Source organism: Hymenobacter sp. B81 (assembly GCF_044628455.1).
GTDB lineage: Bacteria > Bacteroidota > Bacteroidia > Cytophagales > Hymenobacteraceae > Solirubrum.
Genome location: NZ_JBIYZW010000001.1, coordinates 193,666 through 218,638, shown reverse-complemented (window position 1 = coordinate 218,638; position 24,973 = coordinate 193,666). Strand labels below are relative to the sequence as shown.

General features: G+C 64.7%; 23 protein-coding genes. 7 read left to right on the top strand and 16 right to left on the bottom strand.

All coding sequences use genetic code 11. The features are described from left to right. The first annotated feature begins 102 nt into the window (after positions 1-102). The 3 genes from ACE191_RS00970 to ACE191_RS00960 all read left to right on the top strand — a co-directional run bounded on the left by ACE191_RS00970 (position 103) and on the right by ACE191_RS00960 (position 3,357). Entirely contained in the window at positions 103-342 is a 240-nt protein-coding gene (locus ACE191_RS00970; RefSeq protein WP_400190307.1) for a hypothetical protein, read from the top strand. A gap of 235 nt (positions 343-577) precedes the next feature. After that, positions 578-2,485, top strand: a complete 1,908-nt coding sequence (locus ACE191_RS00965) for an ABC-F family ATP-binding cassette domain-containing protein (protein WP_400190306.1) — start codon at positions 578-580, stop codon at positions 2,483-2,485. A gap of 356 nt (positions 2,486-2,841) precedes the next feature. Next, on the top strand, positions 2,842-3,357 hold the full coding sequence (locus ACE191_RS00960; protein WP_400190305.1) for a DUF2911 domain-containing protein: 516 nt from the start codon (positions 2,842-2,844) through the stop codon (positions 3,355-3,357). 74 nt (positions 3,358-3,431) lie between these two features. Here the strand turns inward: ACE191_RS00960 and ACE191_RS00955 are convergent, their stop codons facing one another. The 3 genes from ACE191_RS00955 to ACE191_RS00945 all read right to left on the bottom strand — a co-directional run bounded on the left by ACE191_RS00955 (position 3,432) and on the right by ACE191_RS00945 (position 5,201). Then, complete coding sequence (locus ACE191_RS00955) at positions 3,432-4,220, bottom strand: hypothetical protein (RefSeq protein WP_400190304.1); 789 nt, start codon at positions 4,218-4,220, stop codon at positions 3,432-3,434. Positions 4,221-4,328: 108 nt separating this feature from the next. Next, positions 4,329-4,673, bottom strand: coding sequence for a DUF952 domain-containing protein (locus ACE191_RS00950; RefSeq protein WP_400190303.1), 345 nt, complete (start codon positions 4,671-4,673; stop codon positions 4,329-4,331). Positions 4,674-4,820: 147 nt separating this feature from the next. Next, entirely contained in the window at positions 4,821-5,201 is a 381-nt protein-coding gene (locus tag ACE191_RS00945; RefSeq protein WP_400190302.1) for a hypothetical protein, read from the bottom strand. Between the two features lie 161 nt (positions 5,202-5,362). Here ACE191_RS00945 and hppD point away from each other — a divergent pair, with 161 nt between their 5' ends. Both hppD and ACE191_RS00935 read left to right on the top strand, forming a co-directional pair. Then, a complete protein-coding gene (hppD, locus tag ACE191_RS00940; RefSeq protein WP_400190301.1) occupies positions 5,363-6,496 on the top strand; it encodes a 4-hydroxyphenylpyruvate dioxygenase in 1,134 nt (377 codons plus the stop codon). Between the two features lie 223 nt (positions 6,497-6,719). Next, on the top strand, positions 6,720-7,694 hold the full coding sequence (locus ACE191_RS00935; RefSeq protein ID WP_400190300.1) for a LamG-like jellyroll fold domain-containing protein: 975 nt from the start codon (positions 6,720-6,722) through the stop codon (positions 7,692-7,694). Positions 7,695-7,771: 77 nt separating this feature from the next. Here ACE191_RS00935 and ACE191_RS00930 read toward each other — a convergent pair whose 3' ends face one another. Continuing rightward, a complete protein-coding gene (locus tag ACE191_RS00930) occupies positions 7,772-9,472 on the bottom strand; it encodes a Hint domain-containing protein (RefSeq protein ID WP_400190299.1) in 1,701 nt (566 codons plus the stop codon). Positions 9,473-9,699: 227 nt separating this feature from the next. Between ACE191_RS00930 and ACE191_RS00925 the strand changes: the two genes are divergently transcribed. Both ACE191_RS00925 and ACE191_RS00920 read left to right on the top strand, forming a co-directional pair. Further along, positions 9,700-11,448: a phospho-sugar mutase gene (locus ACE191_RS00925; protein ID WP_400190298.1), complete on the top strand. Its 1,749-nt coding sequence runs from the start codon at positions 9,700-9,702 to the stop codon at positions 11,446-11,448. A 193-nt stretch (positions 11,449-11,641) separates the two neighbouring features. Beyond that, positions 11,642-12,076, top strand: coding sequence for a hypothetical protein (locus ACE191_RS00920; protein WP_400190297.1), 435 nt, complete (start codon positions 11,642-11,644; stop codon positions 12,074-12,076). A gap of 37 nt (positions 12,077-12,113) precedes the next feature. Here ACE191_RS00920 and ACE191_RS00915 read toward each other — a convergent pair whose 3' ends face one another. The 12 genes from ACE191_RS00915 to ACE191_RS00860 all read right to left on the bottom strand — a co-directional run bounded on the left by ACE191_RS00915 (position 12,114) and on the right by ACE191_RS00860 (position 24,891). Next, positions 12,114-12,395, bottom strand: a complete 282-nt coding sequence (locus ACE191_RS00915) for a hypothetical protein (RefSeq protein WP_400190296.1) — start codon at positions 12,393-12,395, stop codon at positions 12,114-12,116. Positions 12,396-12,486: 91 nt separating this feature from the next. Next, the gene (locus tag ACE191_RS00910; protein WP_400190295.1) at positions 12,487-12,789 is read right to left on the bottom strand and encodes a hypothetical protein; all 303 of its coding nucleotides are present in this window, start codon (positions 12,787-12,789) and stop codon (positions 12,487-12,489) included. A 58-nt stretch (positions 12,790-12,847) separates the two neighbouring features. Then, entirely contained in the window at positions 12,848-13,132 is a 285-nt protein-coding gene (locus tag ACE191_RS00905) for a hypothetical protein (RefSeq protein WP_400190294.1), read from the bottom strand. An 84-nt stretch (positions 13,133-13,216) separates the two neighbouring features. Beyond that, positions 13,217-13,687, bottom strand: coding sequence for a hypothetical protein (locus ACE191_RS00900; protein WP_400190293.1), 471 nt, complete (start codon positions 13,685-13,687; stop codon positions 13,217-13,219). 305 nt (positions 13,688-13,992) lie between these two features. Further along, positions 13,993-16,095: a hypothetical protein gene (locus ACE191_RS00895; protein ID WP_400190292.1), complete on the bottom strand. Its 2,103-nt coding sequence runs from the start codon at positions 16,093-16,095 to the stop codon at positions 13,993-13,995. Between the two features lie 528 nt (positions 16,096-16,623). Then, complete coding sequence (locus ACE191_RS00890) at positions 16,624-18,309, bottom strand: ABC1 kinase family protein (RefSeq protein ID WP_400190291.1); 1,686 nt, start codon at positions 18,307-18,309, stop codon at positions 16,624-16,626. 125 nt (positions 18,310-18,434) lie between these two features. Next, complete coding sequence (locus tag ACE191_RS00885; RefSeq protein ID WP_400190290.1) at positions 18,435-18,950, bottom strand: phasin family protein; 516 nt, start codon at positions 18,948-18,950, stop codon at positions 18,435-18,437. Between the two features lie 181 nt (positions 18,951-19,131). Continuing rightward, positions 19,132-20,136 (bottom strand): alpha/beta hydrolase fold domain-containing protein, encoded by a 1,005-nt coding sequence (locus ACE191_RS00880; protein ID WP_400190289.1) that lies wholly within the window; start codon positions 20,134-20,136, stop codon positions 19,132-19,134. A gap of 196 nt (positions 20,137-20,332) precedes the next feature. Next, positions 20,333-21,571: a hypothetical protein gene (locus tag ACE191_RS00875; protein ID WP_400190288.1), complete on the bottom strand. Its 1,239-nt coding sequence runs from the start codon at positions 21,569-21,571 to the stop codon at positions 20,333-20,335. Between the two features lie 73 nt (positions 21,572-21,644). Continuing rightward, positions 21,645-22,931 (bottom strand): aspartyl protease family protein, encoded by a 1,287-nt coding sequence (locus ACE191_RS00870; RefSeq protein WP_400190287.1) that lies wholly within the window; start codon positions 22,929-22,931, stop codon positions 21,645-21,647. A 90-nt stretch (positions 22,932-23,021) separates the two neighbouring features. After that, the gene (locus ACE191_RS00865; protein WP_400190286.1) at positions 23,022-24,347 is read right to left on the bottom strand and encodes an o-succinylbenzoate synthase; all 1,326 of its coding nucleotides are present in this window, start codon (positions 24,345-24,347) and stop codon (positions 23,022-23,024) included. Between the two features lie 157 nt (positions 24,348-24,504). Then, positions 24,505-24,891 carry a hypothetical protein gene (locus tag ACE191_RS00860; RefSeq protein ID WP_400190285.1) on the bottom strand — a complete coding sequence of 129 codons (387 nt, stop codon included), beginning with the start codon at positions 24,889-24,891 and terminating at the stop codon, positions 24,505-24,507. Positions 24,892-24,973 lie beyond the last annotated feature (82 nt).

Below are 24,973 nucleotides of genomic sequence, written 5' to 3'. Positions count from 1 at the left end.
TTCCGCCCCCGCGGGCCCGGCCGCGCAACCCGCGGCAGCCGGTGGGTGTCGTGAATTGCGTATGTTGGCTGCCCGCAACCTTTCCGCTTTACTTTATCCTGTATGACCCGTAGCGTCATTCTCGACGAAATTGACCAGGCATTAAACCAGTTCGACACCAGCCGCGGCCGCCCCATGGCCATTGAGCTGGGCGAACGGAAGTACACCCAGCTGGTGCTCGACGTGGCCCACATTCACAGCGACGGCGGCAACCTGACCATGAACACCGGCCGCCCCCTGGCCTACCGCGGCCTGGAAATCCTGCGCGACGACGTGCACGTGGACCGCGTGCGCATCATCTGAATCACGGATTCTTGCGGATTGCCCGGATTTCGTAGCCGACTTTTGCGTGGCGAAGCCGGGCGGTTTCGCCCCGGATTTTCCGCAGTTGCGCTGGCCCCGCGTGCCGAAGGCTAATCGCGCCCAGCGAGGTGAACTTTGCTGAGCGAGGGTTCAATCGTCCACGAACCGAAGGTCGGCGCAGCCAAATCCGGGCAATCCGTCGAATCCGCAAAATCCGTGGTCTACCTTTGCAGCTATGAATCTGCTTTCCGGGGAAAACCTCTCTAAAAATTACGCGGACCGCTGGCTGTTCCGCGAGCTGGGCTTTGGCCTGCAACAAGGTCAGCGGGTGGCGCTGGTGGGCATCAACGGCTCTGGCAAAACCACCCTGCTGCGCATTCTGGCTGGCCTCGAGCCGCCCGACACCGGGCTGGTGAGCGTACGCAAGGGCATTCGGGTGGCCTTCCTGGGCCAGCAGCCGGTGTTCGACGAGGAGCTGACGGTGGAGCAAACCATCTTCGCCTCGCAAAACGACACGCTGGCAGCCATCCGCGACTACGAGCACGTGGTGAACGACCCCAACCACAAGTCGGACGACTTGCAGCGGGTGATGGAGCAGATGGACGCGCTCAATGCCTGGGACTACGAGGCGCAGGTCAAGCAGATTCTGGGGCGCCTGGGCATTCTGGGGCCGCTGCTGGAGCGGCAGGTCAAGCACCTCTCGGGCGGGCAGCGCAAGCGCGTGGCCCTGGCCCGGGTACTCATCGAAGAGCCCGAGGTGCTGATTCTCGACGAGCCCACCAACCACCTCGACCTGGACACCATCGAGTGGCTGGAAAACCGCCTGGCCTCCCCCACCCTCACCCTGCTGATGGTGACCCACGACCGGTACTTCCTGGATAAAGTCGCCAACGAAATCGTGGAGCTGGACCAGGGCCGGGTGCACCGCTACCAGGGCAACTACTCCTACTTTGTGGAAAAAAAGGCCGAGCGCGAGCAGATGGAAGTGGCCGAAGTAGAGAAGGCGCGCAACCTGCTGCGCAAGGAGCTGGAGTGGATGCGCCGCCAGCCCCAGGCCCGCGGCACCAAGCAGAAAGCCCGCATCGACGCCTTCTACGAAACCCAGGAAAAGGCCAAAACCAAAATCGGCGGCCCGCAGCTGGAGCTGAGCGTGAAAACCACCCGACAGGGCGGCAAAATCATTGAGGTGGAGCACCTCCACAAGCAGTGGGGCGACAAAGTAGTGCTCGACGACTTCAGCTACGTGTTCAAGAAAAAGGACCGCATCGGCCTGATCGGGCCGAACGGCGCGGGCAAGTCGACCCTGCTGAACATGCTCACGGGCAAGATTCAGCCCGACTCGGGCACCGTGGACGCGGGCCAGACCACCGTGTTCGGCTACTACACCCAGACTGAGCTGGAGTTCGACGAGACGCAGCGCGTGATTGACATCGTGAAGGAAGTGGCCGAGGTGGTGGAAATGGCCAACGGCGACGTGGTAACGGCCTCGCAGTTTCTGCAGCACTTCCAGTTTCCGCCGGCCCAGCAGTACACGCTGGTGAGCAAGCTCAGCGGGGGCGAAAAGCGCCGTCTGCAGCTGCTGCGCGTGCTCATCAAGAATCCCAACTTCCTGATTCTGGACGAGCCCACCAACGACCTGGACATCATCACGCTCAACATCCTGGAGGACTTCCTGCTGAACTTCACCGGCTGCCTGCTCATCGTAAGCCACGACCGGTACTTCATGGATGCGCTGGTGGAGCACGTGTTCGTGCTCGAGCCCGGCGGCGAAATCCGGCAGTTCCCGGGTAACTACACCGACTACCGCGAGTGGCAGAAGGAGCACCAGAGCGAGGAGTACGCCCGCGAGCAGGCGCGCACTGCCAAAGCCGCCGCCGGCGTGGCTCCTTCGGCCGAGGTGAAGACCGCTCCCGCCCCGGCGGGCTCGAAGCGCAAGCTCAGCTTCGCCGAGAAAAAAGAGTACGACACGCTGGAAAAGGACATCGAGCAGCTCGAAGCCCACAAGCAGCAGCTCATTGCCAAACTCAACGCCGGCTCAGGCTCGCACCAGGAGCTGGCCGACTGGGCCGCCGACCTCAAGCGCACCGACGCCGACCTCGACGCCAAGGGTGAGCGGTGGCTGGAGCTGGCCGAGTTCGTGTAAGCCGGCTTCCCGCGTCAGCAGCCAAGCGGCTGCCCGGCCCCGCGCCCAAGGAGTGCGGCCAGTAATCCGGCGCCGCCTGCCTTACCCCGATGCGGAGCTGCAGCCGAACCCGCGCGTGGGCAAAACCGGCCGGCGCCCCGGCGACGTGGAAACGCCGGTGTAGTGGGCCGCATCCGCCGGTTTTGCTACCTTGCCCGCGGCTATATTCGGTGCGCCTGAAGCCCGGCCGCAAACTTTAGAAGCCGGCTTGCAGCCCCGCCGGCATTTGCTCGTCTGATGCTGGACTGATTCTCGTTTTTAGCCGCGCTTTTCCGCCGACTCCGGCATTTCCCAACCTCTTCTCAATCATTCTTCCCATGAAAAACCCTCGTCTGCTCCGCGCCTTCGTGCTGCTGCTCAGCGGCCTGCTCTGGTCAGTGGGCCTGCAGGCCCAGGACAAGCCCGCCAGCCCGCCCGCCACGGCCAGCGGCAAAATCGGCAAGGCCAACGTGAGCGTGAAGTACAACAGCCCCGCGGTGAAAGGCCGCAAGATCTGGGGCGAGCTGGTGCCCTACAACCAGGTATGGCGGGCCGGGGCCAACGAAGCCACCACCATCACCACCGACCAGCCGCTGACGGTGGAAGGCAAAACCCTGCCGGCGGGCACCTACAGCCTGTTCGCTATTCCCACCGACAAGCAGTGGACCATCGTGTTCAACAAGACCGCCAAGCAGTGGGGCGCCTACAAGTACGACGAAAAGCAGGACGCGCTGCGCGTGCAGGTGACGCCCCGCAAAACCCTTACCAGCGCCGAGCAGCTGGCCTACGAGGTAACCGACAAAGGCCTGGTGCTGCGCTGGGAAAACCTGGAGGTGCCCGTGGCCCTGAAGTAGGCCGCCGCATTTACTTACCGTAAAGCCCCGCCGGAAGCACTTCCAGCGGGGCTTTCGGCTTACTGGGCAGCCAGCTACCGGGGGTTGCTGGCCGCCGTGGGCAGTTGCCGGCCATCCATCAGCAGGCGGGTTTGGGTGAAGTCGCCGGCCAACTCGCGCCCACCCACGGGCACCACCACGCGCAGGCGGGTCGCGGCATCGGTATAGCGGCGAAAGCGAATGCGGCCGTGCAGGACGTAGCCCGGGTCGAGGGTGGTTTTGCGCAGCAGGGTTTGCTCCAGGCTGCGCAGCTGGTCGCGGGAGGCCACGGCCTGCAGCGCGTTCTGGGTGCGCACTTCTTCGTAGCGGGCCTGCTCCCGGCGAAAGGTCTCTTCGCGGGCTTCGCGCTGCTCGGGCGTTTCCTTGCGCTTCTTGCTGCTGAGGTCGTCCACCAGGTTGCTCAGCGAGGAGAGTACCTCGGCCGCGGGCACGGCAGTAGCTTGACGTTCCTGGGTAGCCGTCTGCGCCTGCAAGGCCTGAATGGCTTCTTCGGGGTTGCTGGCCGTTACGCGCAGCGGGCTGGGGTTCCCGGCGGTGTAGGCGTCGTAGTAGAAGGTTTCGGGGGCCACCAGCACCGGGCGCAGGCTGCGGTTGCGCACCGTCACGGCAAACTCCAGCCACGGCCCCTGCGTCGATGCCACGCCCAAGCGAACGTCTACGCTGTCGACTTCGGCAGCTACCACTTCCAGGCCGTCTTCCCAGCGGGCGGCGCCGCTGCTGGGCTTCACCAGCACGTAGTAGGAAGGCGAACAGGCCGTGAGCCAGAGGGCCGAGCCGGCCAGACCCAGGGCCAGGCGCCAGGAGTTGCGGAAAGCATTAATCATACGGGCAGGGAATAATGCCAGGTAAGAAACGACTATTGCCGCCGGGCACCAACTCGCCCGCCGCCTATTTTTCAGCGGCCGCTGCTGCTGTCCCTCGTCCGTCCCGGGCTACAGCTCTGGCGGTAGAGCAAACTGCCCGGCTGCGTTGGGCACCAGGGCAAACGTGCGCCCAATAGCCTGCAGGGGAACGGGCCCGAACACGTGGGCAAACGCCTGCTGCCGGCTGGCCACGAACTCGTGCCGCACCGCTACTCCCGCCGCCAGCAGTTTCTGCTCATCCAGCTCCAGTAGCAGCACATCGGGGCGGCCGCGGTAGTAGCGGTTGGCGGTTTCCACCACCTGGTGTCGCTCGGAGGTGTGAATGAAGCCCTCGGCCGCGAGGTCGGCGCTGGCAAAGAAGCCGGTTTGCCGGGCCGCGTCCCAGTCGGCCCGCTCGGCAATGCGGTAGAGCATGGTGAATTGTCAGTTGCAAGTTGATAGTTGTTGGTACGGGCAACGAACGGAGCGGTACGGGTTGGCCGGCGCGCTAAAAAGCAGTTGCCAGCTGCCGGTCCCGCGACTGACAACTGGCAACTAACAACTGACAACTGACAACGCAGTCTACGCTTTCCAGAGCTCGTGCTGCTGGCCTTTGCCGGTGTTGAGCACCAGGCGTACCGGGTTGGGCAGCAGCACCAGGCGCACCTGCTTGCCGGGGTACTTTTCCGAATCGACCCACACGCCGTCTTCGGCCACGGGCGTGGGGTTGTTGGGCAGGTAGGCGGTAGGCAGCAGCACGTCGGTGTCGGAGCTGAGGTCGGCGTGCACCTTCTCCAGGGCTTTTTCCAGGAAGTCGCCGTACTCCTCGTTGAAGTCGTCCTCGAGGTCGTGCAGTTCCTCTTCCATGTCGTCGTAGCGCGTGTCGCTGTAGGCGAGCTGGTGGAGTTCGTGCTTTTTGGCCAGCAGGGCCACGAGGGCCGTGTTCAGAGCGTTGGTATCCATAATCGAAGTAGGTTGAGCCGATGCGGCAGCCACTGAAAGCAAAGTTGGGAAAAAACCCCAAACCATTGCCGCGGCCCGGCGCCGGGGGCACTAATTACGCTGAAACTGTATTTTTACCGAACCTTCCCAGGCCCGAACCTCCCACCCTAGCTTCCCCTCCCATGGAAACGATGACGCCGGCCACCGCCGCTACTCCCGCCACTGCCGATTTTCTGCCCCTCAACGGCACCGACCACCTGGAATTCTACGTGGGCAACGCCAAGCAGTCGGCCTACTTCTACCAGGCGGCCTTCGGCTTCGAGCTGGTGGCCTACGCCGGGCCCGAAACCGGCGTGCGCGACCGGGCCAGCTACGTGCTGCAGCAAAACAAGATCCGCTTGGTGCTGACCACCTCCCTGCTGCCCGACTCCGACATCACCCGCCACGTGGCCAAGCACGGCGACGGCGTGAAGGTGATGGCGCTGTGGGTGGACGACGCCCGCAAATCGTTTGAGGAAACCACCAAGCGCGGCGCCAAGCCCGCCTTCGAGCCCTACACGATTTCCGACGAGCACGGCGAAGTAACCATGGCCGGCATCTACACCTACGGCGAAACCATCCACACCTTCGTGGAGCGCTCGAAGTACTCGGGCCCCTTCCTGCCGGGCTTCGTGGCCAAGTCGAGCACCGTGCCGCAGGGCAACCCCGTGGGCCTGCAGTACGTGGACCACTGCGTGGGCAACGTGGGCTGGGGCCAGATGAACCAGTGGGTAAAGTTCTACGAAGACGTGATGGGCTTCAAGCTGCTCATCACCTTCGACGACGACGACATCTCCACCGAGTACTCGGCCCTGATGTCGAAGGTGGTGTCGAACGGCAACGGCTTCGTGAAATTCCCCATCAACGAGCCGGCCGAGGGCAAGAAAAAGTCGCAGATCGAAGAGTACCTCGACTTCTACCACGATGCCGGCGTGCAGCACATTGCCATCATCACCCACGACATTCGCACCACGGTAGCCGAGCTGCGCCGCCGCGGCGTGGAGTTCCTCACCGTGCCCGCCACCTACTACGACGACCTGCTGGAGCGCGTGGGCCACATCGACGAGGAGCTGGAAAGCATCAAGGAGCTGAACCTGCTGGTGGACCGCGACGAAGAAGGCTACTTGCTGCAGATTTTCACCAAGCCGGTGGAAGACCGCCCCACGGTGTTCTTCGAAATCATCCAGCGCAAGGGCGCCAAGTCGTTCGGCAAGGGCAACTTCAAGGCCCTGTTCGAAGCCATTGAGCGCGAGCAGGCCCTGCGCGGCAACCTCTAATTCACGGACCAACCGGCCCTCGCGGGCCGCTGCCAAGCCACGACCTCCCCGGGGGTCGTGGCTTTTTGCTGGGGGTTGCACCCGGCGGCGAACATGTTCGTGCGATTGACGCGCGCCTTGATTGGCAGCTATTTAGCGGGCCCAATCTCCCTGCCCGGCGGCCGGCTTTTGCCCCGGCCCGGGCGTGGTGTGCGGGACGGTTCTCACTTCTTTCTTACCCACTATGAATTCAACCCTTCGCAAAGCCGGCCTGCTGGCCCTGCTCGGCACCGGTCTCAGCTTCAGCAGCCACGCGCAGCTGGGCGGCCGGGCCCTGTCGTTCAACAACACCCGGCAGCACAAAGTCAGCGTGCCGCTGGCGGCCCCTACCGGCTCGTTCACCCTCGAATCGTGGGTGTACTTTATCGGGGCCTCCTTTTCCGACGGCGGCTCGCACAACACCATCCTGGAGTTCGGCAACGACGACATCTGGTTCGGGGTGACCTTCGGCGGCCAGCTCTCGGTGTACCAGGTACTCAGCGACGGCAACGTGCCCACCAACACCTGGGCCCACGTGGCCTACTCCTGGGACGGCACCACCGGCCGCCTGTATTTGAACGGCACCCAGATTGCCGCCAACACCACCCCGCCCGCGCCGGGGGGCCAGAACCTCGGCATCGGCTACAACGTGGGCGACACCAGCTGGAATGGTTACCTCGACGAAGTCATGGTCTGGAACGTGGCGCGCTCGGCCAGCCAGATTCAGGCCGACCGCCAGAACGGCGCCGCGGCCAGTGCGCCGGGCCTGGTGGCTTACTTCAAGTTCGACGAAGCCTCGGGCCAGGCGGTGCTCAACCAGGTGCCCGGCGGGGTCGACGGCGTACTGGGCTCCACGGCGGGCGTGGACGTGAATGACCCGGCCCGGACGGTAGTCACTTCCGCCCGCGCGCTGCGAACTGCCAGTGCTGTGCGCCTGATGAACTACCCCAACCCTTTTCAGCAGCACACCACCATCAGCTACACCCTGGAGCGCCCCGCGGCCGTGCGCCTGACGGTGCTCGACGCCACCGGCCGCCTGGTAGCCACGCTGGTCGATGCGCCCGGCGTGGCCGGCCCGCACCAGGTGCCCTTCCGGGCCGCGCTGCCCGCCGGCCTGTACCGCTGCCAGCTGAGCGTCGACGGCCAAACCACTTCGCAGGCCATGCTGGTTCAGCCGTAGAATGCGCCGCGCCCACGGAAAAGCCCCGGCCGAACAGCTCGGCCGGGGCTTTTCCGTGGGCGCGGCTGGGGCAGTTGTTACTTCGAGCCAACCAGCACGCCGCTCACGAAGTAGTTGCCGGTGGCGGTGCGCAGGTTGTACACGGTGCCGGTTTTGCCCGCGGGCTGGCGGTCGGCCAGGTGGGTGGTTTCCACGGCGGCGTTGCCGAGGCGCAGCAGCTCGTCGGTGGGGCGCAGCTCGTCGGCGCGCAGGGCCGGGCCGGCGGCGGTGAGCACGGGATGGTTGGGCGTGAGTACCAGCTCTGCGGCTTCTTGGCCGGGCGCGGCCGCCGGCTCCAGCCCCGCGTACACGGCCGGCGTGCCGATGGTGAGCTGCACCAGCTCGTAGGATTGCTCATCGTGAATGTCGAGGCGCTGCACGCGGGTGGGCACCAGGCGGCCGGTGGCCGCGTCGTAGCCGAGCACTTCCATGCCGGGGCGCACCCGGCTGATGGGCACCTGGCGGCCGTCGGGCAGCTGCACGCGGGCCGTGGCCGGGAAGCAGGTGGCTTCTTCGCAGCGGAAGGGCTGGTCGTAGAGCTTCTTCAGCTCGCAGTATTCCTTGTTCAGATCGTGCAGGCTGCCCACGTAGCTCACCAGCTCGCTTACGTGCTGCAGCATCAGCTGCTGCCCGCCGGCCAGGCTGCTGATCAGGGCCTTTTCTTCGGACCGCTTGATGTCGTCGCCGTAGTGAATGCGGGCCAGCTCGGCGTGAAAGGGCGTTACGCGGGCTTTCAGCTCGGTTTTGCGGGCCGCCCAGGCCGTGGCCAGCTGGCCCAGGTACTTGCTCATCAGGTCGAGGCGCTGCTTGAGGTGTTGGCGGTTTTGCTGGTAGGCCTGCTCCTGGCCGCGGCAGTCGCCCTCGCGGGCTTCGGGCAGGCGGGCGGCCTCCTGAGTTTTACGCAGGCTCTCGAGGGCGGCCTGGTACTGCTGCTGGGTGCGCGCGAAGCCGTGGGGCTGGCTCATTTCCCGCACGGCGGCCTCCGAAAGCTTGCCCTGCGCTTCGATGGCGGCCGTGGCTACCAGCGGGGCCAGCGGCGCCGCGGGCGCCTGCTTGCCGGCAATGGCTTTCATTTTGGCTTCGTCGAGGCCGTGCTTGCGCATGAGCGAGGCCATGTAGGCGTCCTGCTGGGCTTCCGACTTCTTTTCCCAGGCCTGCTTAAAGGCCGGGTTCTTCATCTGCTCCATGAAGTCGGCCTGGGCAGCCTGGAAGGCCGGGTCGCCCACCATGCGCTGCTGGGCCGTGTTGGGCGCGGCCATCATCTTCTGCATGTACACGGCTTTTTCCTGGTCGCTCATCTTGGCCAGCTTGGCCTGAAACGCGGGGTCCTGCATCTGCTGGGCCATTTGCATGGCCTGGGCGTTGTAGCCCGGCATGGTGCTGCCCTGCTGCTGCATATAAGCCAGCTTCTGCTGATCGGTCATCTTGTCGACGCCGGCGGCCGTGGCCTGCTGGCCCATCTGCTGCATAGCAGCCGCCTCGCGGGCCTGCTCGGGCGTGCGGCCCGCGCCAATGGCCTGCGCCAGCTGGCCGATCTGTCGGTCGAGGTCGGCCAGGGCGGCGGGGCGGGTCAGGGCGCAGCCGGGCGCGGCGGGCGGGGCCGGCACTTTGTCGAAGAGGGGCAGAATGTCGGCCTTGACGGGTTTCTGGGCCAGAGCGGCGGCCACGGGCACCAGCAAGATGATCAGCAGCGCAACCAGAAACAGCAGGGCGCTGACGAGACGGTGAGGAGTTTGCATGAAGGGAATGGAAAACGGTACTGCCAAACGGAACGCGACCACACTTGCCCGCCGGTCTGCTCGCTGCCCGGCAGCGCGGCCGACGTTCGGATTTGCCGCCGCAAGTGCGGAAAATTCTTGACTCAGTTCAATAGCATGATAATGTGAGCCTTACCTTGGCCTTGTTGCCCCTTTGCCAACTTCCCGTTTCTTTGGCCAGTAAACCGCCCCGACTTGACTACCTGATTATGGCTTTTCCCGACCACGTTCAACAGAAAATCAACACCTGGCTTTCCGGCAACTACGACGAGGCCAGCAAAGCCGAGATTCAGCGCCTGCAGGCCGCCGGCGACGAAGAAGCCCTCAACGACGCCTTCTACCGCGACCTGGAGTTCGGCACCGGCGGGCTGCGCGGCATCATGGGCGTGGGCTCGAACCGCATGAACCGCTACACCCTGGGCATGGCCACCCAGGGCCTGTGCAACTACCTGCTCCAGTCGTTCCCCGGCCAGGAAATCAAGGTGGCAGTGGCCCACGACTCGCGCCTGAACTCGCGGACCTTCGCCGAAACCGCCGCCGGCATTTTCTCGGCCAACGGCATCACGGTGTACCTGTTTGAGGAGCTGCGCCCCACGCCCGAGCTGTCGTTTACCATCCGCCACCTGGGCTGCCAGAGCGGGGTGGTGGTCACGGCCTCGCACAACCCCAAAGAGTACAACGGCTACAAGGTGTACTGGAACGACGGCGCCCAGGTGGTAGCGCCCCACGACCAGAACATTATCCGCGAAGTAAACGCCATTCAGAGCGTCGATGCAGTGAAGTTTGCGGCCGACCCGGCAAAGATTCACCTCATCGGCGCCGACATCGACGAGGCCTACCTGCGCGAGGTGCAGCAGCTCAGCATCAACCCCGAGGCCATCCGGCGCCAGCACGATTTGAAAATCGTGTACACCCCGCTGCACGGCACGGGCATTACCATGGTGCCCAAGGCCCTGGCGCGCTTTGGTTTCGACAATCTGCACATCGTGCAGGAGCAGGCCACGCCCGACGGCAACTTTCCCACCGTGAAGTCGCCCAACCCTGAGGAGAAGGTGGCCATGCAGATGGCCCTGGATCAGGCCCAGCAGCTCGACGCCGACCTGGTTATTGCCACCGACCCCGACGCCGACCGCGTGGGCATCGGCGTGAAAAATACCCGCGGCGAGTGGGTGCTGGTGAACGGCAACCAAACGGCCGCGCTGCTGACCCACTACCTCGTGTCGGCCCGCCAGCAGGCCGGCAAGCTCGATCGGGACAAGGACTACATCGTGTACACCATCGTAACCAGCGACGTGCTGGGCGACGTGGCCCGCCGCCACGGCATCCGCGCCTACCAGACGCTCACCGGCTTCAAGTACATTGCCGGCATCATCCGCGAGCAGGAGGCCCTCAACCAGGGCCACTATTACATCGGCGGCGGCGAGGAAAGCTACGGCTTCATGATCGGCTCGTTCGTGCGCGACAAAGACGCCGTGTCGGCCTGCTGCCTGATTGCCGAAATGGCGGCCGTGGCCAAAGACCAGGGCCGTACGCTCTACGAGGAAATGGTGCAGATGTACCGCACCTACGGCCTCTACCAGGAAGACCTCATCTCGCTCACCAAAAAAGGCCAGCGCGGGGCCGAGGAAATCCAGGAAATGATGGCCCAGCTGCGCCAGAACCCGCCGGCCTCGCTCGGCGGCTCGCCCGTGGTGCAGCTACTCGACTACCAGCAGCAGGTAGCCCGCGACCTGCGCACCGGCCAGGAAAGCCCGCTCGAGCTCGAACGCTCGAACGTGCTGCAGTTCCTGACCGAAGACGGGTCCAAGGTGTCGGCCCGCCCCTCGGGCACCGAGCCCAAGATCAAGTTCTACTTCAGCCTCAAGCAGCCCTTCGCCGACGGCCAGTCGTTCGAGCAGGCCCAGCAGCAGCTCAGCGGCCGCATCCGGCAGATCATCCAGGAAATGCAGCTGGGTTAAGCTACTGCCTTTTGTTCCGCACGCAGTAAAGCCCGGTCCCTCAAAAGGCCGGGCTTTTACCTTTATTACCTCGCTGATAAGGTTTAACAGCGGCGCTGGCTTAAGTAGGCAGTTTCATTTGCCCAGCTAGCAGCTGCGCTTTCTTTCCACGCCCTTGACTCACCAAATTCAATTAGCACGCCCGTCGCTTCGCGTGGGCCTTGCGACGGCGGGAATTGGCCTACTCTCCCTGGTTAAGCTTCCGCTGCTGGCCGGGGGCCTGCTGGTGCTGGGCGGCCTGGTTGCCGTCGGCTACGAAGGAGTTGAGCTGGACCTGCCGGGCCGCCGGTTCCGCCATTTCACCGGCTTGCTCGGGGCGCGGTTTGGCCTCTGGCTGCCCCTGCCGGCGGTGGCGCGGGTGGTACTCAAAACCCACTCCGACATATTGGTGTACGACACCGACCGGCGCAGCGCGGCTGTGCCCAACCGGCGTCAGCGACACCTCACGCTGCTGCTCTCGGTGCCCAACGTGGCCATCGGCCAGGTGATAGGCGAATTTGCGCTGGCCGATCAGACCCAGGCCCGGGCGGCCGGGCAGCAGCTGGCCGAGGCGCTCCAGGTGCCGTTTGTGGTGATGCCAGACGTGTAGCTGCCCCGCAGGCCGGCGGTTCTCGCACTGAAACGCCCTAGTCAATCATGTCGCCCAGGTCGCTCACGCCCAGGGTGAACTGAATGATGACGATGCCCAACAGAACCTTGACGATGCCCGGAATGGCGAAACCGGTGCGGACTTTGAGCCAGGCATTGGCGGGCGGGAAGTACACGAGGGAAACCAGCAGGTAAGCCACTCCCGGCACCACGTGCACCAAAATCATATTCAGCAGGCCCACTACCACCAGGGCAATACCAAAGACCCAACTAAGTACGCTCGACGGAGTAAATTTCCCCTGGACGGTATTTTCTTTCATGACGCTCCGCTCGGTTTTAGGTGAACTTGCAAACAATCAAGCCGCTCCGCTCATTTCGCGCCGTTACCTCGGCAACCCTGAGGAAATCAACTTATTTAAAACTCAGCAGCATCAGCTCTACCTTATCGAATAACTCCCCCACGCCCAACGACACCCAAAGAATAAAAAGGGCCAGCAGGGCTTTTACCAAACCCGGAATAGCAAAACCCACCATTTTCTTCAGCAGAATATTTACCGGCGGATAAAACGCCAGGGAAAGCAGCATGATAAATAAACCAAAGCCGGGGTCGTTGCCCCAAAAGGTATTTATCAGGCCAATGGCCAGGGCCAGCAGGCCAAATAACCAGTTCAAAACATCGTAGATAACTGCCGGGGCATTGGAGGTGTTGTTCATGGTTTTTCCCTTGCTGCAGGGTATTTAAGTGGGAGAAATCAGCGAAATGGTTTTCCTGTTACCGCATCTTCAGTAGCGTGCTGAGCCAGGAAAGCGCCTGGGAATCGGGTTGCAGGCTGCGCGGGGTTTCGGGGGCCAGCAGTGCGGTGGCGGGCGTCTGCTCGTACTGCTCCAGGCACTTGGCCAGCGGCTGACAACGCTGGTGAATGCAGGCGCAGAAATCGTAGCAGGCCTCGGGCTTGCTGCTGTCCGGGCACTGCCGGCGGCAGTCGGCCAGGGTGTTGCGGGGCATCATTTCGCAGGCAGCGGTCAGGGCCAATACGGCCAGCAGAACTATCGGCAAGGTTTTCAAAACGTCTTCGCTGCTTCGGTTCAAATGAGCGGATGAAAAGCGACCTGAAATGTATCAGCGAATAAGTATTGCGGGCTATATCCCAGCCTGCTGACGCGCGGCGGGCGGCTGAAAAGGAAATACATATTTAAGCTTATCGTAGTCCCAGCACAGCAGATATAAATTGGCCAACAACATCAGGGGCGAGGTCAGCAAGGAGCCTTCAAACCGCACGGCCAGCGACAGAATGCAGATATTGAGAATTATGGGAAAGTAGATCATGGCGCCGAGCGTGGCCGTGCGCGGAATCAAAAGCAAAACGGCCGCCATCAGCTGCAATACCCCGATAAAGGTGTAGTAATAGCCCGTGCGGTGCAGGGCCTCCAAGTAATTGCCCATGGGGTGACAGGTCGCCAAATCGGTAAACCGCTCCCCGGCAATTTTCACGTAGCCCGACGGCAGAAAGCCCAGGGCCAGCGCCACCCGGTTGAACACCGCGAAGTCGCGGAACCACCGGATCTGCTTTACCCGGGAGTGCAGCCGGTCGAGGGAGGTAGCAAGGCGCATGTGGAGGGATTAAAAAGAGCTTTGAAATGCAAAGTTTATTAACACGGGAGGGCCAATCATTCATTGTACACCTCCCGATGCGCCGGAATCAGCGCGCGGCTTGGCTGGCCAGAGCAGTTAAGCTGAGGCAGCTGGGTCAGCTGCTATAAAAAGTACTTTGCGTCTCAAAGTTAATAAACATACGACAGCAACCTTCTCTCGTTACCGATTTTTTTTTCAGCGCCTTTCCCAACCGCGCCAGCGGCCCCAGCCAGCAGAAAGCAGCTGTGCCACTCGTCCGGCAGCCCCGACGCCCAACCAGCGGGCTACAGCCGCACGCCAATGCCCGGGCCAAACATCAGAAAGGGCTTTTTCTTGGTCATCAGGTAGCCCCCGCCCAGGTACAGCGGGAAGGTAAGCTTGGCATCGCGGCGGGTGGGGTACACCGAACCAAGCACCACCAGCCCCAAATCACGCTGCACGCTGGCGTTGGAGGTCAGGTTGAAGGCGTTCAAAGCCACGAAGCCCGCCCCGATCTTGTAGGGCCGCAGGCGGTTGATTTTCTCGGGGTGGTAAAAACTGAACTGCGCCAGCGTGGCCAGCGAGATGCCCCCGAAGTCGGTGTAGCTGGCTTCGCCGGCGCGCTTGGTGAGCAGACCGCCGGGAAAGCTCACGTCGATGTCGAACTTGACGGTGCGCTTGAGCACCAGCTCCACCACCTGGGTCGAGCCCGGCTCCTGGTACTGGCCGGCCTGGTGCTTCACCGTCACGATGATGCGGCTCCAGTCGTCGAGGTCGTAGGTTTTGCGGCCCAGCACGCTGTTGAGGCTCAGCGGATCGGCGCGACAGGCCTTGTCCTGGTAGAAAGCGGCCCGGGGCGAGTTGTCGCCGGGGCACACCAGCACGTTGTCGACGGTGCGGATTTCCACCAGCTCGCCCTTGCTGTTGAGGGTGCGGATTTCAAAGCTCAGGTACTGCTTGCCGTAGAGGGCCTTGTCCGAGTCGAGGGCGTTGGCGTTGAAGCTGAACACCACGTCGCGGATGGTGCGCGGGTAGAGCACCGGCCCGTTGAGCCGGGTGATGGGCCGTGCCGTTTCGCCGTAGGCCACGCTCACGAAGTCGAGGGCGTGGGGCCGTTGAAACTCGCGCACGTTCAGGGCAAAACCCGTAGGCTGCCCGGCGTTCAGGATGGTGCTCTTGCGCTTGTCGAAGGTCACCGGCACTTGCACGCGCAGCACTACCCGCGCATCGGTGCGCACCGACGAGTCGGAGGGAATTACCTGCAGGTCCTCGAAGTGGAAGCGCGCTTTCTGCAGCCCCTCCCCTTCCAGGCGCACGTCCACCGTTTCACCGGGGTTCACGTTCAGCGACGAAGTCCAGTCGCCGCCGCGGTGCAGCACCTGCACGGTGGTAATGGTGGTTTTGGGGGTGATGTCGAGGTTGGTGACGTAGCGGGCCTGGTCCTGGTCCTTGATGTAGAGGTAGCCTTCGGTCTGGCGGTGGGTGTTGTAGGGGCGCAGGTAGCACAGCACCCGGTCGTTGCTCAGGTACTGGCGGGTAAACAGCTCGGCGATGAGCGCTCCGCCGGGCTCCTCCTGGTCTTCGAGGCGGTAGGTGCGGCGCAGGTCGAACGAGCGGCCGTTGTCCAGGATCAGCTCGACGCCCCGGCGGCGGCTCACTTCGTCGAGGGTGACGCTGCGCTTGTCGGGCGAGAGAAAGCGCAGGCGCGAGGCCTTCACCGTGAACTCCTGGCGCAGGGCCGGCAGCTGGTAGTTGAGCTTGCCCCCGCTTTGCAGGGTGGGCCGCTCGCTCTGCAGCTTCACCAGCAGGCTGCGGCGCCCGAGCTGGTTGGGCAGCACGTGCAGGCGCAGCGCGCCGCCGGCCTCGCGGGTGAGGCGGTAGTCGAAGTCGCTGCCGCGCACCCATTCGCCGGTCACGCGCACGTTGCGCGGGTTCGAGCTGGTCAGCTCAAAAACCTTTTCCTCGCCCACGTACAATTCTTCGTCCGACGGGCGCAGACCCACCGAGGTGCGGGCCAGCGGCAGCAGCGGTACTACGTCGCGCAGGGGTTCCTCGCCGGGCTGGTCGGCGGGCTGCTCCACCACCAGGCGCACAAACTGCGCGCTGGTCAGGTCCTGAAACTTGAGGCGGGTGCGGTAGCTGCCATCGATTTCGAGAGTGAGCGAGTCGAGCTGCTGAAAATCGGCGGAACGGCGCAGGCGCAGGGGTCGTCCCACGCCGGGCTTTTCGGGCTGCAGGCGCAGCTCCACGGTTTCGTCGTCGCGGCGAAACCAGAAAAACAGGGTCGGCTCGCCCTGCACGAACGCCGTGTGGCGGCTCAGTTGGTAGGTAGCCGTGTCGGTGCGGATGAGCACCTCGCGCAGCAGGGGCGCCTGGGCCCGAGCAGGTGACGGCAGGAAAAACAACAAACCGGCCGCCGCGGCCAGCCAACGAAAAGCAACAGAGAAACCCACTAGTCAGAACCCAAACGCCGGCGCGAGGCCGGTCGATGAGGCAGCAAAGTTCACGGCCGCAAGCCGGAGCTGCAAGCAAAATTCACAACCGTCTCCGATTTGTCATTGCGAGGAGGCACGACGAAGCAACTGCAGGAAGGCGTAGCCAATCGGTCCTGGGAAGAAGCAGAAACCGAATGGCCTGACGAGCCGGGAACCAGCTGTCATTGCGAGGCGTAGCCGAAGCAATCGGTCCTTGTCAGTGGTAGAAGCCTTACGAGCCTGACGAACCGGAATAGGTTTCGGCTACTCAAGCTCTTTCGGTCGTGCCGCGAGGGGAAAGATTGGCTACGCCTTCCTGCGGTTGCTTCGCTTCGCTCGCAATGACAGTCTCATTTGGACCATCCTTCGAAAAGGACCGGTTGATGCCGCTGGGTGCGCGGAATGTCGTGCCTCCTCGCAATGACAGGCTCGGGCAGCTTCGCTCGCAACGACGCGGGCCATCTACTGCCGCTCTTTGCGAATGGTCAGGATGAAGAGCACCAGCAGCCAGAAACCCGTAATGCCCAGCCCCCACCACGTCACGGCGGGCAGGCCGTGGTAGTAGGGCATCTGCGCAGCCGGGTAGCTGCCTAGCAAACTCAGTCCCGAAAACAGCAGGAAGGCTACCGCCAGCAGAGTAATAATGGTGCGCGACACCAGCCGCTCAGCCGTGCGCAGCAGCGGCGCGTAGCCGCCCAGCTGGGCCTGCACGCGCAGGTCACCTTTCGAGAGCTTGCGCACGATCTGGCGCAGGTCGGTGGGCAGGGTGTACATCAAAGCCAGCAGCTGCTGACCGGTGTACTGCAGCTCGGTGGTGACGTTGTTGACGGAGTACTGCTCCAGCACCAGCCGCCGGCCGTAGGGGCGCACAAACTCGAAGGTGTTGAAGGCCGGGTGCAGCACCTTGCCGATGCCTTCGAGGATGACCAGGGCCCGCAGAATCAGAAATACCGAGCCGGGCACCTGCAGCTTGAACTGGTAAATGATGCCCTGCAGCTGCTCGGCCAGGGCGCTCATGCTCATTTCCTTCACGTCGAGGCCCGCGAAGTCGTCGATGAGCTGCTGCAGGGCGGCCTCGAAGGCGCGCATGTCGCGGATGTCGGAGGTCAGGGCCAGGCGGCGGAAGTTCAGGGCCATGCCGCGGGCGTCTTGTTGGCCCATGCTGATGAACACGCCCGCGAAGGCGTACTTCTGCTGCTTGGTGAGCCGCCCCACCATGCCGAAGTCGATGAGCACCACCGTGCCGTCGGGGCGCACCAGCACGTTGCCGGGGTGCGGGTCGGCGTGGAAGATGCCGAACTCAAAGATCTGGGTCAGGTAGATGTCCATGCCCGTCTCGGCCACCGCGGCGGGGTCGAGGTTCCAACGCAGCAGCTGCTCCTTGTCGGTAATCTTGCAGCCGCTCACAAACTCGATGACCAGCACCTTGCTGGTGCTCAGCTCGCGGTAGGGCCGGGGTACGTAAAACGTCTGGTAATCGGCGTAGAGCTTGCGGAACTGCTCCATGGCCCGGGCCTCCGAGGTGTAGTCCAGTTCCTGCATCATGCTGCGCTCGAAGGCCTCCACGATGTCCTGAGGGTTGCTCAGGCCGTGCTTGCGCAGGTAGCCGGCGGTGTAGCGCACCAGCTCGCGCAGCAGCCCCAGGTCGGTGGTAATCTTCTCGCGGGCCGTAGGCCGCTGCACCTTCACCACCACGTCGGTGCCGTCGAGCAGCTGGGCCTTGTGTACCTGCCCGATGGAGGCCGAGCCCAGCGGCACATCGTCGAAGGCGCGAAACACTTCCTCCAGCGGCCGGCCCAGCTCGGCCGCGATGATGCGGCGCGCCTCGTCGGAGGGAAACGGCGGCACGTTGCTTTGCAGCTTCTCGAATTCGGCTACCAGCTCGACGGGCAACAAATCGGCGCGGTTGCTGAGCACCTGCGCCAGCTTGATAAAGGTGGGCCCCAGCTCCTCGATGACCATGCGCACCCGCTCCCAGCGCGACATCTCGAACACCGGCTGCGTGCCGTGCTGCCAGCTGCGGCGCCGGCCCGGTGGCACCAGCCGGCGCAGGGCCGTGGTGGTCACCGCGTCCTCAAAGCCGTAGCGCAGCAGCACCTCCACTACTTGGCGGATGCGCCCCAGGTTGGTCATCGTATTTTTGAACATTGCCGCCAAAGTCGGAAAAAATCAGGCGCGGCGCGCACTCCCGGCAGGGTATACGCGCCGCGCGGCGCAAAAGAAAACCCCGCTGACGCCGGGCCAACGGGGTTCATCAGCTTGCCGCAACCGGGCTACGCGTTGCCGCCCGTCGCGCCACCTTCGGCCGAGGAAGAGGCCGACGCCTTTTTACCCGAAGCGGCCCCGCCCTTGCTGCCCGCGGCCGATTTTTTGGCAGCGGTTGAAGCGGCGCCGGCCGCCGCGGTGGTTGCCTTGGCCGCCGTCTTGGCTTTGGGGGCCGCCGCAGCCGCGGTGCCGGCTTTCTTGGCAGCGCCGGTGCTGGCCGCGGCCGGCTTGGCGGCCGACTTACTCCCCGTGCCCTTCACGGCGCGCTTGAGCTCTTCCACTTCCGAGTTGGACGCGACGCCCATGCCCTTCATCACGCGCTTGGCAATGCTGGTGAGCTGGGTTTCAAACTCCTTGCGCTTGGTATCGGTGTTTTTGGCCAGCTCCGCCAGGATCTTCTCCCCTTCCGACTGCGAGAGTTTATTTTCCTTCACCAGTTGGTTGATGGTGTCCTGCACGCGGTCGTTGGTGCGCGACACAAAGCCCACGCCGGCGTAGATGAACTTTTTAAAGAGGTCTTCCATGAGCTTGAAGAAAGTTGAAGGTGACGGGGAAGAAACAAAACCGGCGCGGCCGGCCCCGGAGGGCAAAAATAGTATGCATGCCGAGCACCTGGCACAAACCTACGAAAAGGTATATATACGTGGGCACCTGAGCTCCAATTTTTTGCAGAAAACTTTTACTCGCTGCCGGACCGGGGCAGGGTCAGCGTCGCGCCCGCCGCAGCGGTGGTGCGCTCGGGTGCCGGGCAGCCCGGGCCTGCCGCAGCGCGCCGGCCAACGCCTGGGCTTCGGCCTGCGCCTGCCAGATACCCCGCACGAAATCGGCGGCCTGCGTTAGGGCGACTTTGGCTTCGGGCACGGTGCGCCAGAACAGGTGCCACCAGTGTACCAAGCCCTCAAACGCCTGCACCGTCACGGGTACCCCGGCGGCGCGGGCCTTGGCGGCCAGCCGCAGGGTGTCGTGGTAGAGCAGCTCGGCGTCGGAAACCTGTAGCAGCAGCGGCGGCAAATCGTGCAGGGCGGCGTGCAGGGGCGAAAGCAGCGGGTGTTGTGGCGGCGTGCTGCCGGCGTAGAGGCGACCCCAGGTGCGGATTTCCAACGCCTCCACCAATTGGGCTTCGTCGGGCAGGGTAGCGGCCGCGTAGGCCTCCACGGCCGGAATGGTCAGGTCGGTCCAGGGCGAGAGGCAGAGCGCGGCGGCGGGCAGCGCGGCGCCCTGATCGCGCAGCCGCAGCAGCAGCGCCAGCACCAGGCCGCCGCCGGCCGAGTCACCGGCCAGAATCACGTCCTGCGGGCGGTAGCCCTGCCCCAGTAGCCAGTGCCAGGCCATCAGCGCGTCATCCAAAGCTGCCGGAAACGGGTTTTCGGGCGCTTTGCGGTAGTCGGCCGACAGGGCCCGCAGGCCGCAGCGCTGGGCCAGGGCCCCGATGAAGCCGCGGTGGGTGTTCAACGAGCCCATCACGTAGGCGCCGCCGTGCAGGTACAGCAGCACGCGCCGGGAATCAGCGTCGCGGGGCTCAATCCACTCGGCCACCACGCCTTCCTCGGCGCCCACGCGTTCGAAGTGCACGTTCCAGGGCATCACCTGCAGCAGGGTGCTCAGCTCCAGGCCCAAGCGCAGCGAGTTGAGGGAAGGCCGGCGCCGGGCCAGGGGGCGGGCCGCGGCCGTAAGCAGGGTTTTGACCAGCTGATGCTGAAACGAAGGCATGAACGGGGAAACGAGGGGAAACGAAGCGGAACTCACCAGCCAGGGCCGATCCGGCCGAAGCCATCCTGAAGCCCAATAACTTATCGGCTAAACGCAGGCCGGCGCCGGAGGGTTGATAAGATAGGAGTTTTCGGCGGCCTTTGGGCTTTGACCCGGTCTATTTCCCCACCTGGTCCTTGATCTTCCGCCCCTGCTCCTACTGCCCGGGCAGCTTCTGCCCGATTTTGTGTTTGTGGTAGCCGCGAATGGCAATGGGCAGCCAGCCCAGCAAAGGAATAAAGAAACTGATGACGAAAGGGTTACGCCAGATCATGCGCAGGGTGGTGCCCCAGCCGGTGAGGTTCAGGCGAATGCCGCTCCGCCCCCGCTGGGCGTACTGGCGCTCAAACTCGTGAAACATCAGGGGCCAGAACGCGGGCAGGAAAAACGGGAAGTAGCGGGCGTTTTCCTTGATGCGCTGCCACAGCTCGCCCCAGCGGTAGGGCTGCTGCCCGTACTTGGCCACGGCCTCGTCCAGGTCCTGCTGCATCTGCTCGCGCACCTGCTCCGAGAGGGCGAGGTACTCTTCGCGGCTCAGCTCGTCGTGGGCTTTGCTGGTGAGGTCGGCGGGGCGGATGCGGCGGCCGAGCACGAAGGTGAGCTTGGCCGGGAAGGCCATGTAGAACAACCAGGGCTGCAGCAGAATCGGAATCAGCAGCCAGGTGACGGGAATGAACGGAATGCCGATTTTCTTGCTCTGCCGGTTCAGCCAGTCCCAGCTGTAGGCATGGGGATTCAGGTACTCGCCGTTCACGGTGGAGAAGAACACCAGGTCGGTGCGGTGCTGCAAACCCAGGCGCAGGATGCTGGTGGCCAGGCGCTGCAGCCGGTACTTGTTGTTGAAGCCCTTGCCGATGCCCGGCACGCCCTCCGGGTAGAGCATCAGGTTGTGCTCGTTGTAGTACATCATCGTCTCGAAGTTGAGCGTGGTGGCGTCGACGCACCCGCAGCGCTTCCAGAAGTCGCGCAGCACGAAGGGGTTCATCAGGGCCGACTGCGAGAGCAAGGGGGCCGACAGCGGGCGGGGCAGGTCGCTGGGTTGGGGAATGCGCCGGTACAGGTGCGAAAGGGCCACCATGGCGTCCCAGGGAAAGGCCATCCCCGAATGGTTGGAGCAGAAAATCAGCGGCCGCTCGGGGTTGTTGCGCTGCGGAAAGCTTTCCAGAAAGCCCACTAGCTCGGAGCGAAACCACACCCGGTCGAGCAGCTGCAACACGTGCTCGTCGAGGGCCTGCACGAAGTCCTCGTCGAAATAGTCGCGGTAGATGTGCTGGTTGGCCCGGATGGCAGCCGGGGGCGGGGGCAGCGGCGGCGCGGCGGAGGAAGAAGCCAGGGTCATCGGGAGCAGAAAGCGGCGAAACGGGGGCCGGGCCGGAGCCGGCGCGGTCGTTTCCAAGGTAATGGTTTTCGCCGCGCGGCGCACACCCTACCGCCCGCATACCGCGCACGGGCCGGCGACGGGGCCATTCTCAGATCTGCCGCTTCAGGGTTACGCGCGTCATCAGCAGCTCGCCGCTTTTGCGGCGCACCAGCACCAGCAGCTGCCGCCCGTCGGCCGAGTGCAGCAGGCGGCTGATTTCGGTTAGCGACATGTTGCTGGTGGGCAGCAGGTTGATGGACAGAATCTCGTCGTGGGGTTGCAGCTTGGCTTCGGCCGCCGGGGAGCCAGCCTCCACCCGCGACACCACGTAGCGGCGAAACCCTTCTCCGATGGCCATCAGATCGAGGCCGCACATGTCGTGCTCGAACGGGTCGCGGTAGAGGGCGTTGGGGCGCAGCAGCAGCTGGTTGTGCGGATAATCGATGATGACGCGGAAGCGCTTGAGCAGCTCGAAGCCCAGGTTGCCGTTGCGCGGCACCGGCACGCGCGCCCGCACCGAGTTGTCGTCGGGAAACGAGGTGAGCAGCGAGGTAAGCTGAAACGGCCCCAGGGTAAGGCCCCGCACCCGCCCCAGGTAACCATACACGTCGCCGCTCAGGCCGCGGCCCAGGTGGGTACGCAGGCGCTGCGGCGGCAGCTGAATGCGGGCGTCGGAGCCGGTTTCGAGCGACAGGGCGTGCCCGGCGCCGGTGTCCAGGATCAGCTTCACCGGCATGTCGAGTGAGTCGTTCACCTTCACCTGGGTTTCGAGGTAGGCCTTGTCGCCTTCCAGCGTCAGCGGCAGGCGGGCCCAGCGGCCGGCGCTGGGCCGGCGGTAGGTTTCGGGGCGGTGCAGGGTAAGCTGCCGGGCCTCGGCCTCCACTTCCACCACGAAGCTGCGAAACACATCGGCCCCCAGAATGCCGTGAATGGGCATGCCCACGTAGCCCGAGAGGTCAAATACGTCAGACGAAAGCAGCAGCATGGTCAGGGCCGGGGCCACGGCCGCGCCGTCGGCCAGCGACACGCGCACGCTGTCGCTCTGGAAGGCTACCAGCGGGGCTTCCTCCCCCACGCCCGCCACCAGGTACTGCTGTCCGATACGCAAACTAAGGGAGTCGCGCAGGCGCGGATCGGTGATGAGCGAGGTGCCCACGCCGGTGTCGAGAATGAAGTGGAAGGGGCCGCGGCCGTTGAGGTGCACCGGCACCACAATGAGGTTGCGCTCGAGCAGAAACGAAGTGCGCACGGCCCGGCGCCGGGCCGGCAGCAGCTGAAACGCGGGGTGGGCTTCGGCGGCCAGGGTGGCGAGCAGGGCCACGAGCAGCCCAGCCCGAAAAAACAGTGCCCGGGCAGTTCCCGCAAGGCGGCGGCAGGGCAATGAAAGCAGAGCCATAGCTGGCAAAGAAGGTATGAGGAACGGGGGCAAGAATTAGCGAAATAATATACCAATAAATTCCGCCATAGCTGCATACCCGGCCGCTTTTTACAGCTCCCAGCCCGCGTGCGCCTCGTAGTGCAGGTAGCCCCCGGCCACGCGCAGCGGCGAGGCCACGTTGTTGTGGTAGAGCTGCCCCGTGCCTAGGCCCTGGGCAAAGCCCGCGAGCGGGTAGCGGGCCGTGAACTGGCTGATGGCGTTCAGGCCCACATTGGACTCCAGGGCCGAGGTCATCCACCAGCCGATACCCCGCGCGGTGGCCAGCTCAATCCAGCGTTCGGCAGCGGCCAGCCCGCCCAGTAAAGTGGGCTTGAGTACCACGTAGGCCGGGCAAACCTGGTCGAGCAGGGCCGCCTGCCGGGCGGGGTCGGTCACGCCAATCAGCTCCTCGTCGAGGGCCACGGGCACGGGAGCAGTGCGGCACAGCTGGGCCAGCGCGGCGGGCTGACCGGGGCGAATGGGCTGCTCGATGGAATGCAGGTCGAAGGTGGCCAGGCGGGCCAGGCGGGCGGGGGCCTGCTCGGGCGTAAAGGCGCCGTTGGCATCCACGCGCAGCACCAGTTCGCCGGGGCCGGCTACGGCGCGGATGCCGGCCAGCAGGGCGCACTCGGTGTCGAAGTCGAGGCCGCCGATTTTGAGCTTGAGGCAGCGGTAGCCCTCGGCCAGCTTTTGCTGGATCTGCTCTTGCATGAAGTCGGCCTCGCCCATCCACACCAGGCCGTTGATGGGCAACCCCTGCTCGCCGCGGCTGAAGGCGTTGTCGAACAGCAGGCGGCGGCCGCCCGCGGCCCAGTCGAGGGCGGCGGTTTCGAGGCCGAAGCGCAGGGCGGGCCACTCGGCACCTACTATGTCCCCGGCGGCCGGGGGCTGCGCGTAGCCGGCCGCGTTGAAGCGCCCGCACAGCTCCCGCAGCGCGGGTTCGAAGCCGGAGCCGTAGTCGGGGCTGAGGCCGGCCAGGGGCGCGGCCTCGCCCAGGCCCACGCGACCGGGCTGGGCCGGGTCGTGCAGGTGCAGGTACCAGGCCTCGTGCTCGGCCAGGGCCCCGCGCGAGGTGCGGGCCGCAAAGTTGAAGCGCAGCGCGCGGCGGGAGTAGGTGAGCTGAAGCGCCATAAGCAAGCAGGTTGAACCGGACGCAAACATAAGCGCCGGGCCGGTGCTGGCTTCGGGGCTGCGGTTGATGGGCGAGCCGGCGGCTTGGTCGCCGGGCTGGGCGGCTTCGCTGGCGCGGCGGGCACGGGCGGCCGCGTCGAGCAGCACGTCGTTGTTTTCCAGCGACACGCCGCTGCCGCTCTGGCTGCCGGGCGTGGTCAGGGCCTTGAGGTCATCGTGGAGGTCGTCTTGCGGCGCTTGGCCGGCGGGCGTTTGCTCAGACATGGTAGGGAGGGGTTTCGGGGTGAGGGGCCCGGCAACGGGGCCCGGTAGTGAGCTGCATACGCCAAAGCCGGGCGGCGCGTTCAAGCCGACCGCCCCCTCCCCGGCGCGAACCAGAGAGGGGGCGGTCAGGTAATCCGACTGCGAAAAGAGCCGCGGGCTAGCCGTTGCGGGTATTGCCGGTATTGGCGTTCCGGTCGCCCTCGGTGCCCATGCCCGAGCTGCCGCCCGTGCGGCCCATGCCCGACTTGCCGCTTTGCCGCTCGCTGCCTTTGTCGCTGGGCGGGTTCATGCCGGTGCCGCTGGTCATGGTGGTGTTTACCTGGTCTTCGAGGTCGTCGGCGTGGTGCCCGTCGCCCACGCGGTGGGGGCGGCTGGCCTGGCCCGAGAGGCCGCTGCGCACCGAGCGTTCCTGATCCTGGTCGATAGAGCCACTGCGCTGGGCCTCGGGTGAGGACTGGTTGCTTTGGCTCTGGCCCTGCGGGTTCTGGTTCTGGGCGGCGTTGGGGTCGTTCTGGCTGCGCTGGCCCTGCTGATTGGTTGCCATGGTGTTTGGGAAAAGAAGGTGGGTGAACAAAAAGCCGCCCGGCATCCCGGGGCTACGGCAGAGGTTCAGGTGAACGGCCGCC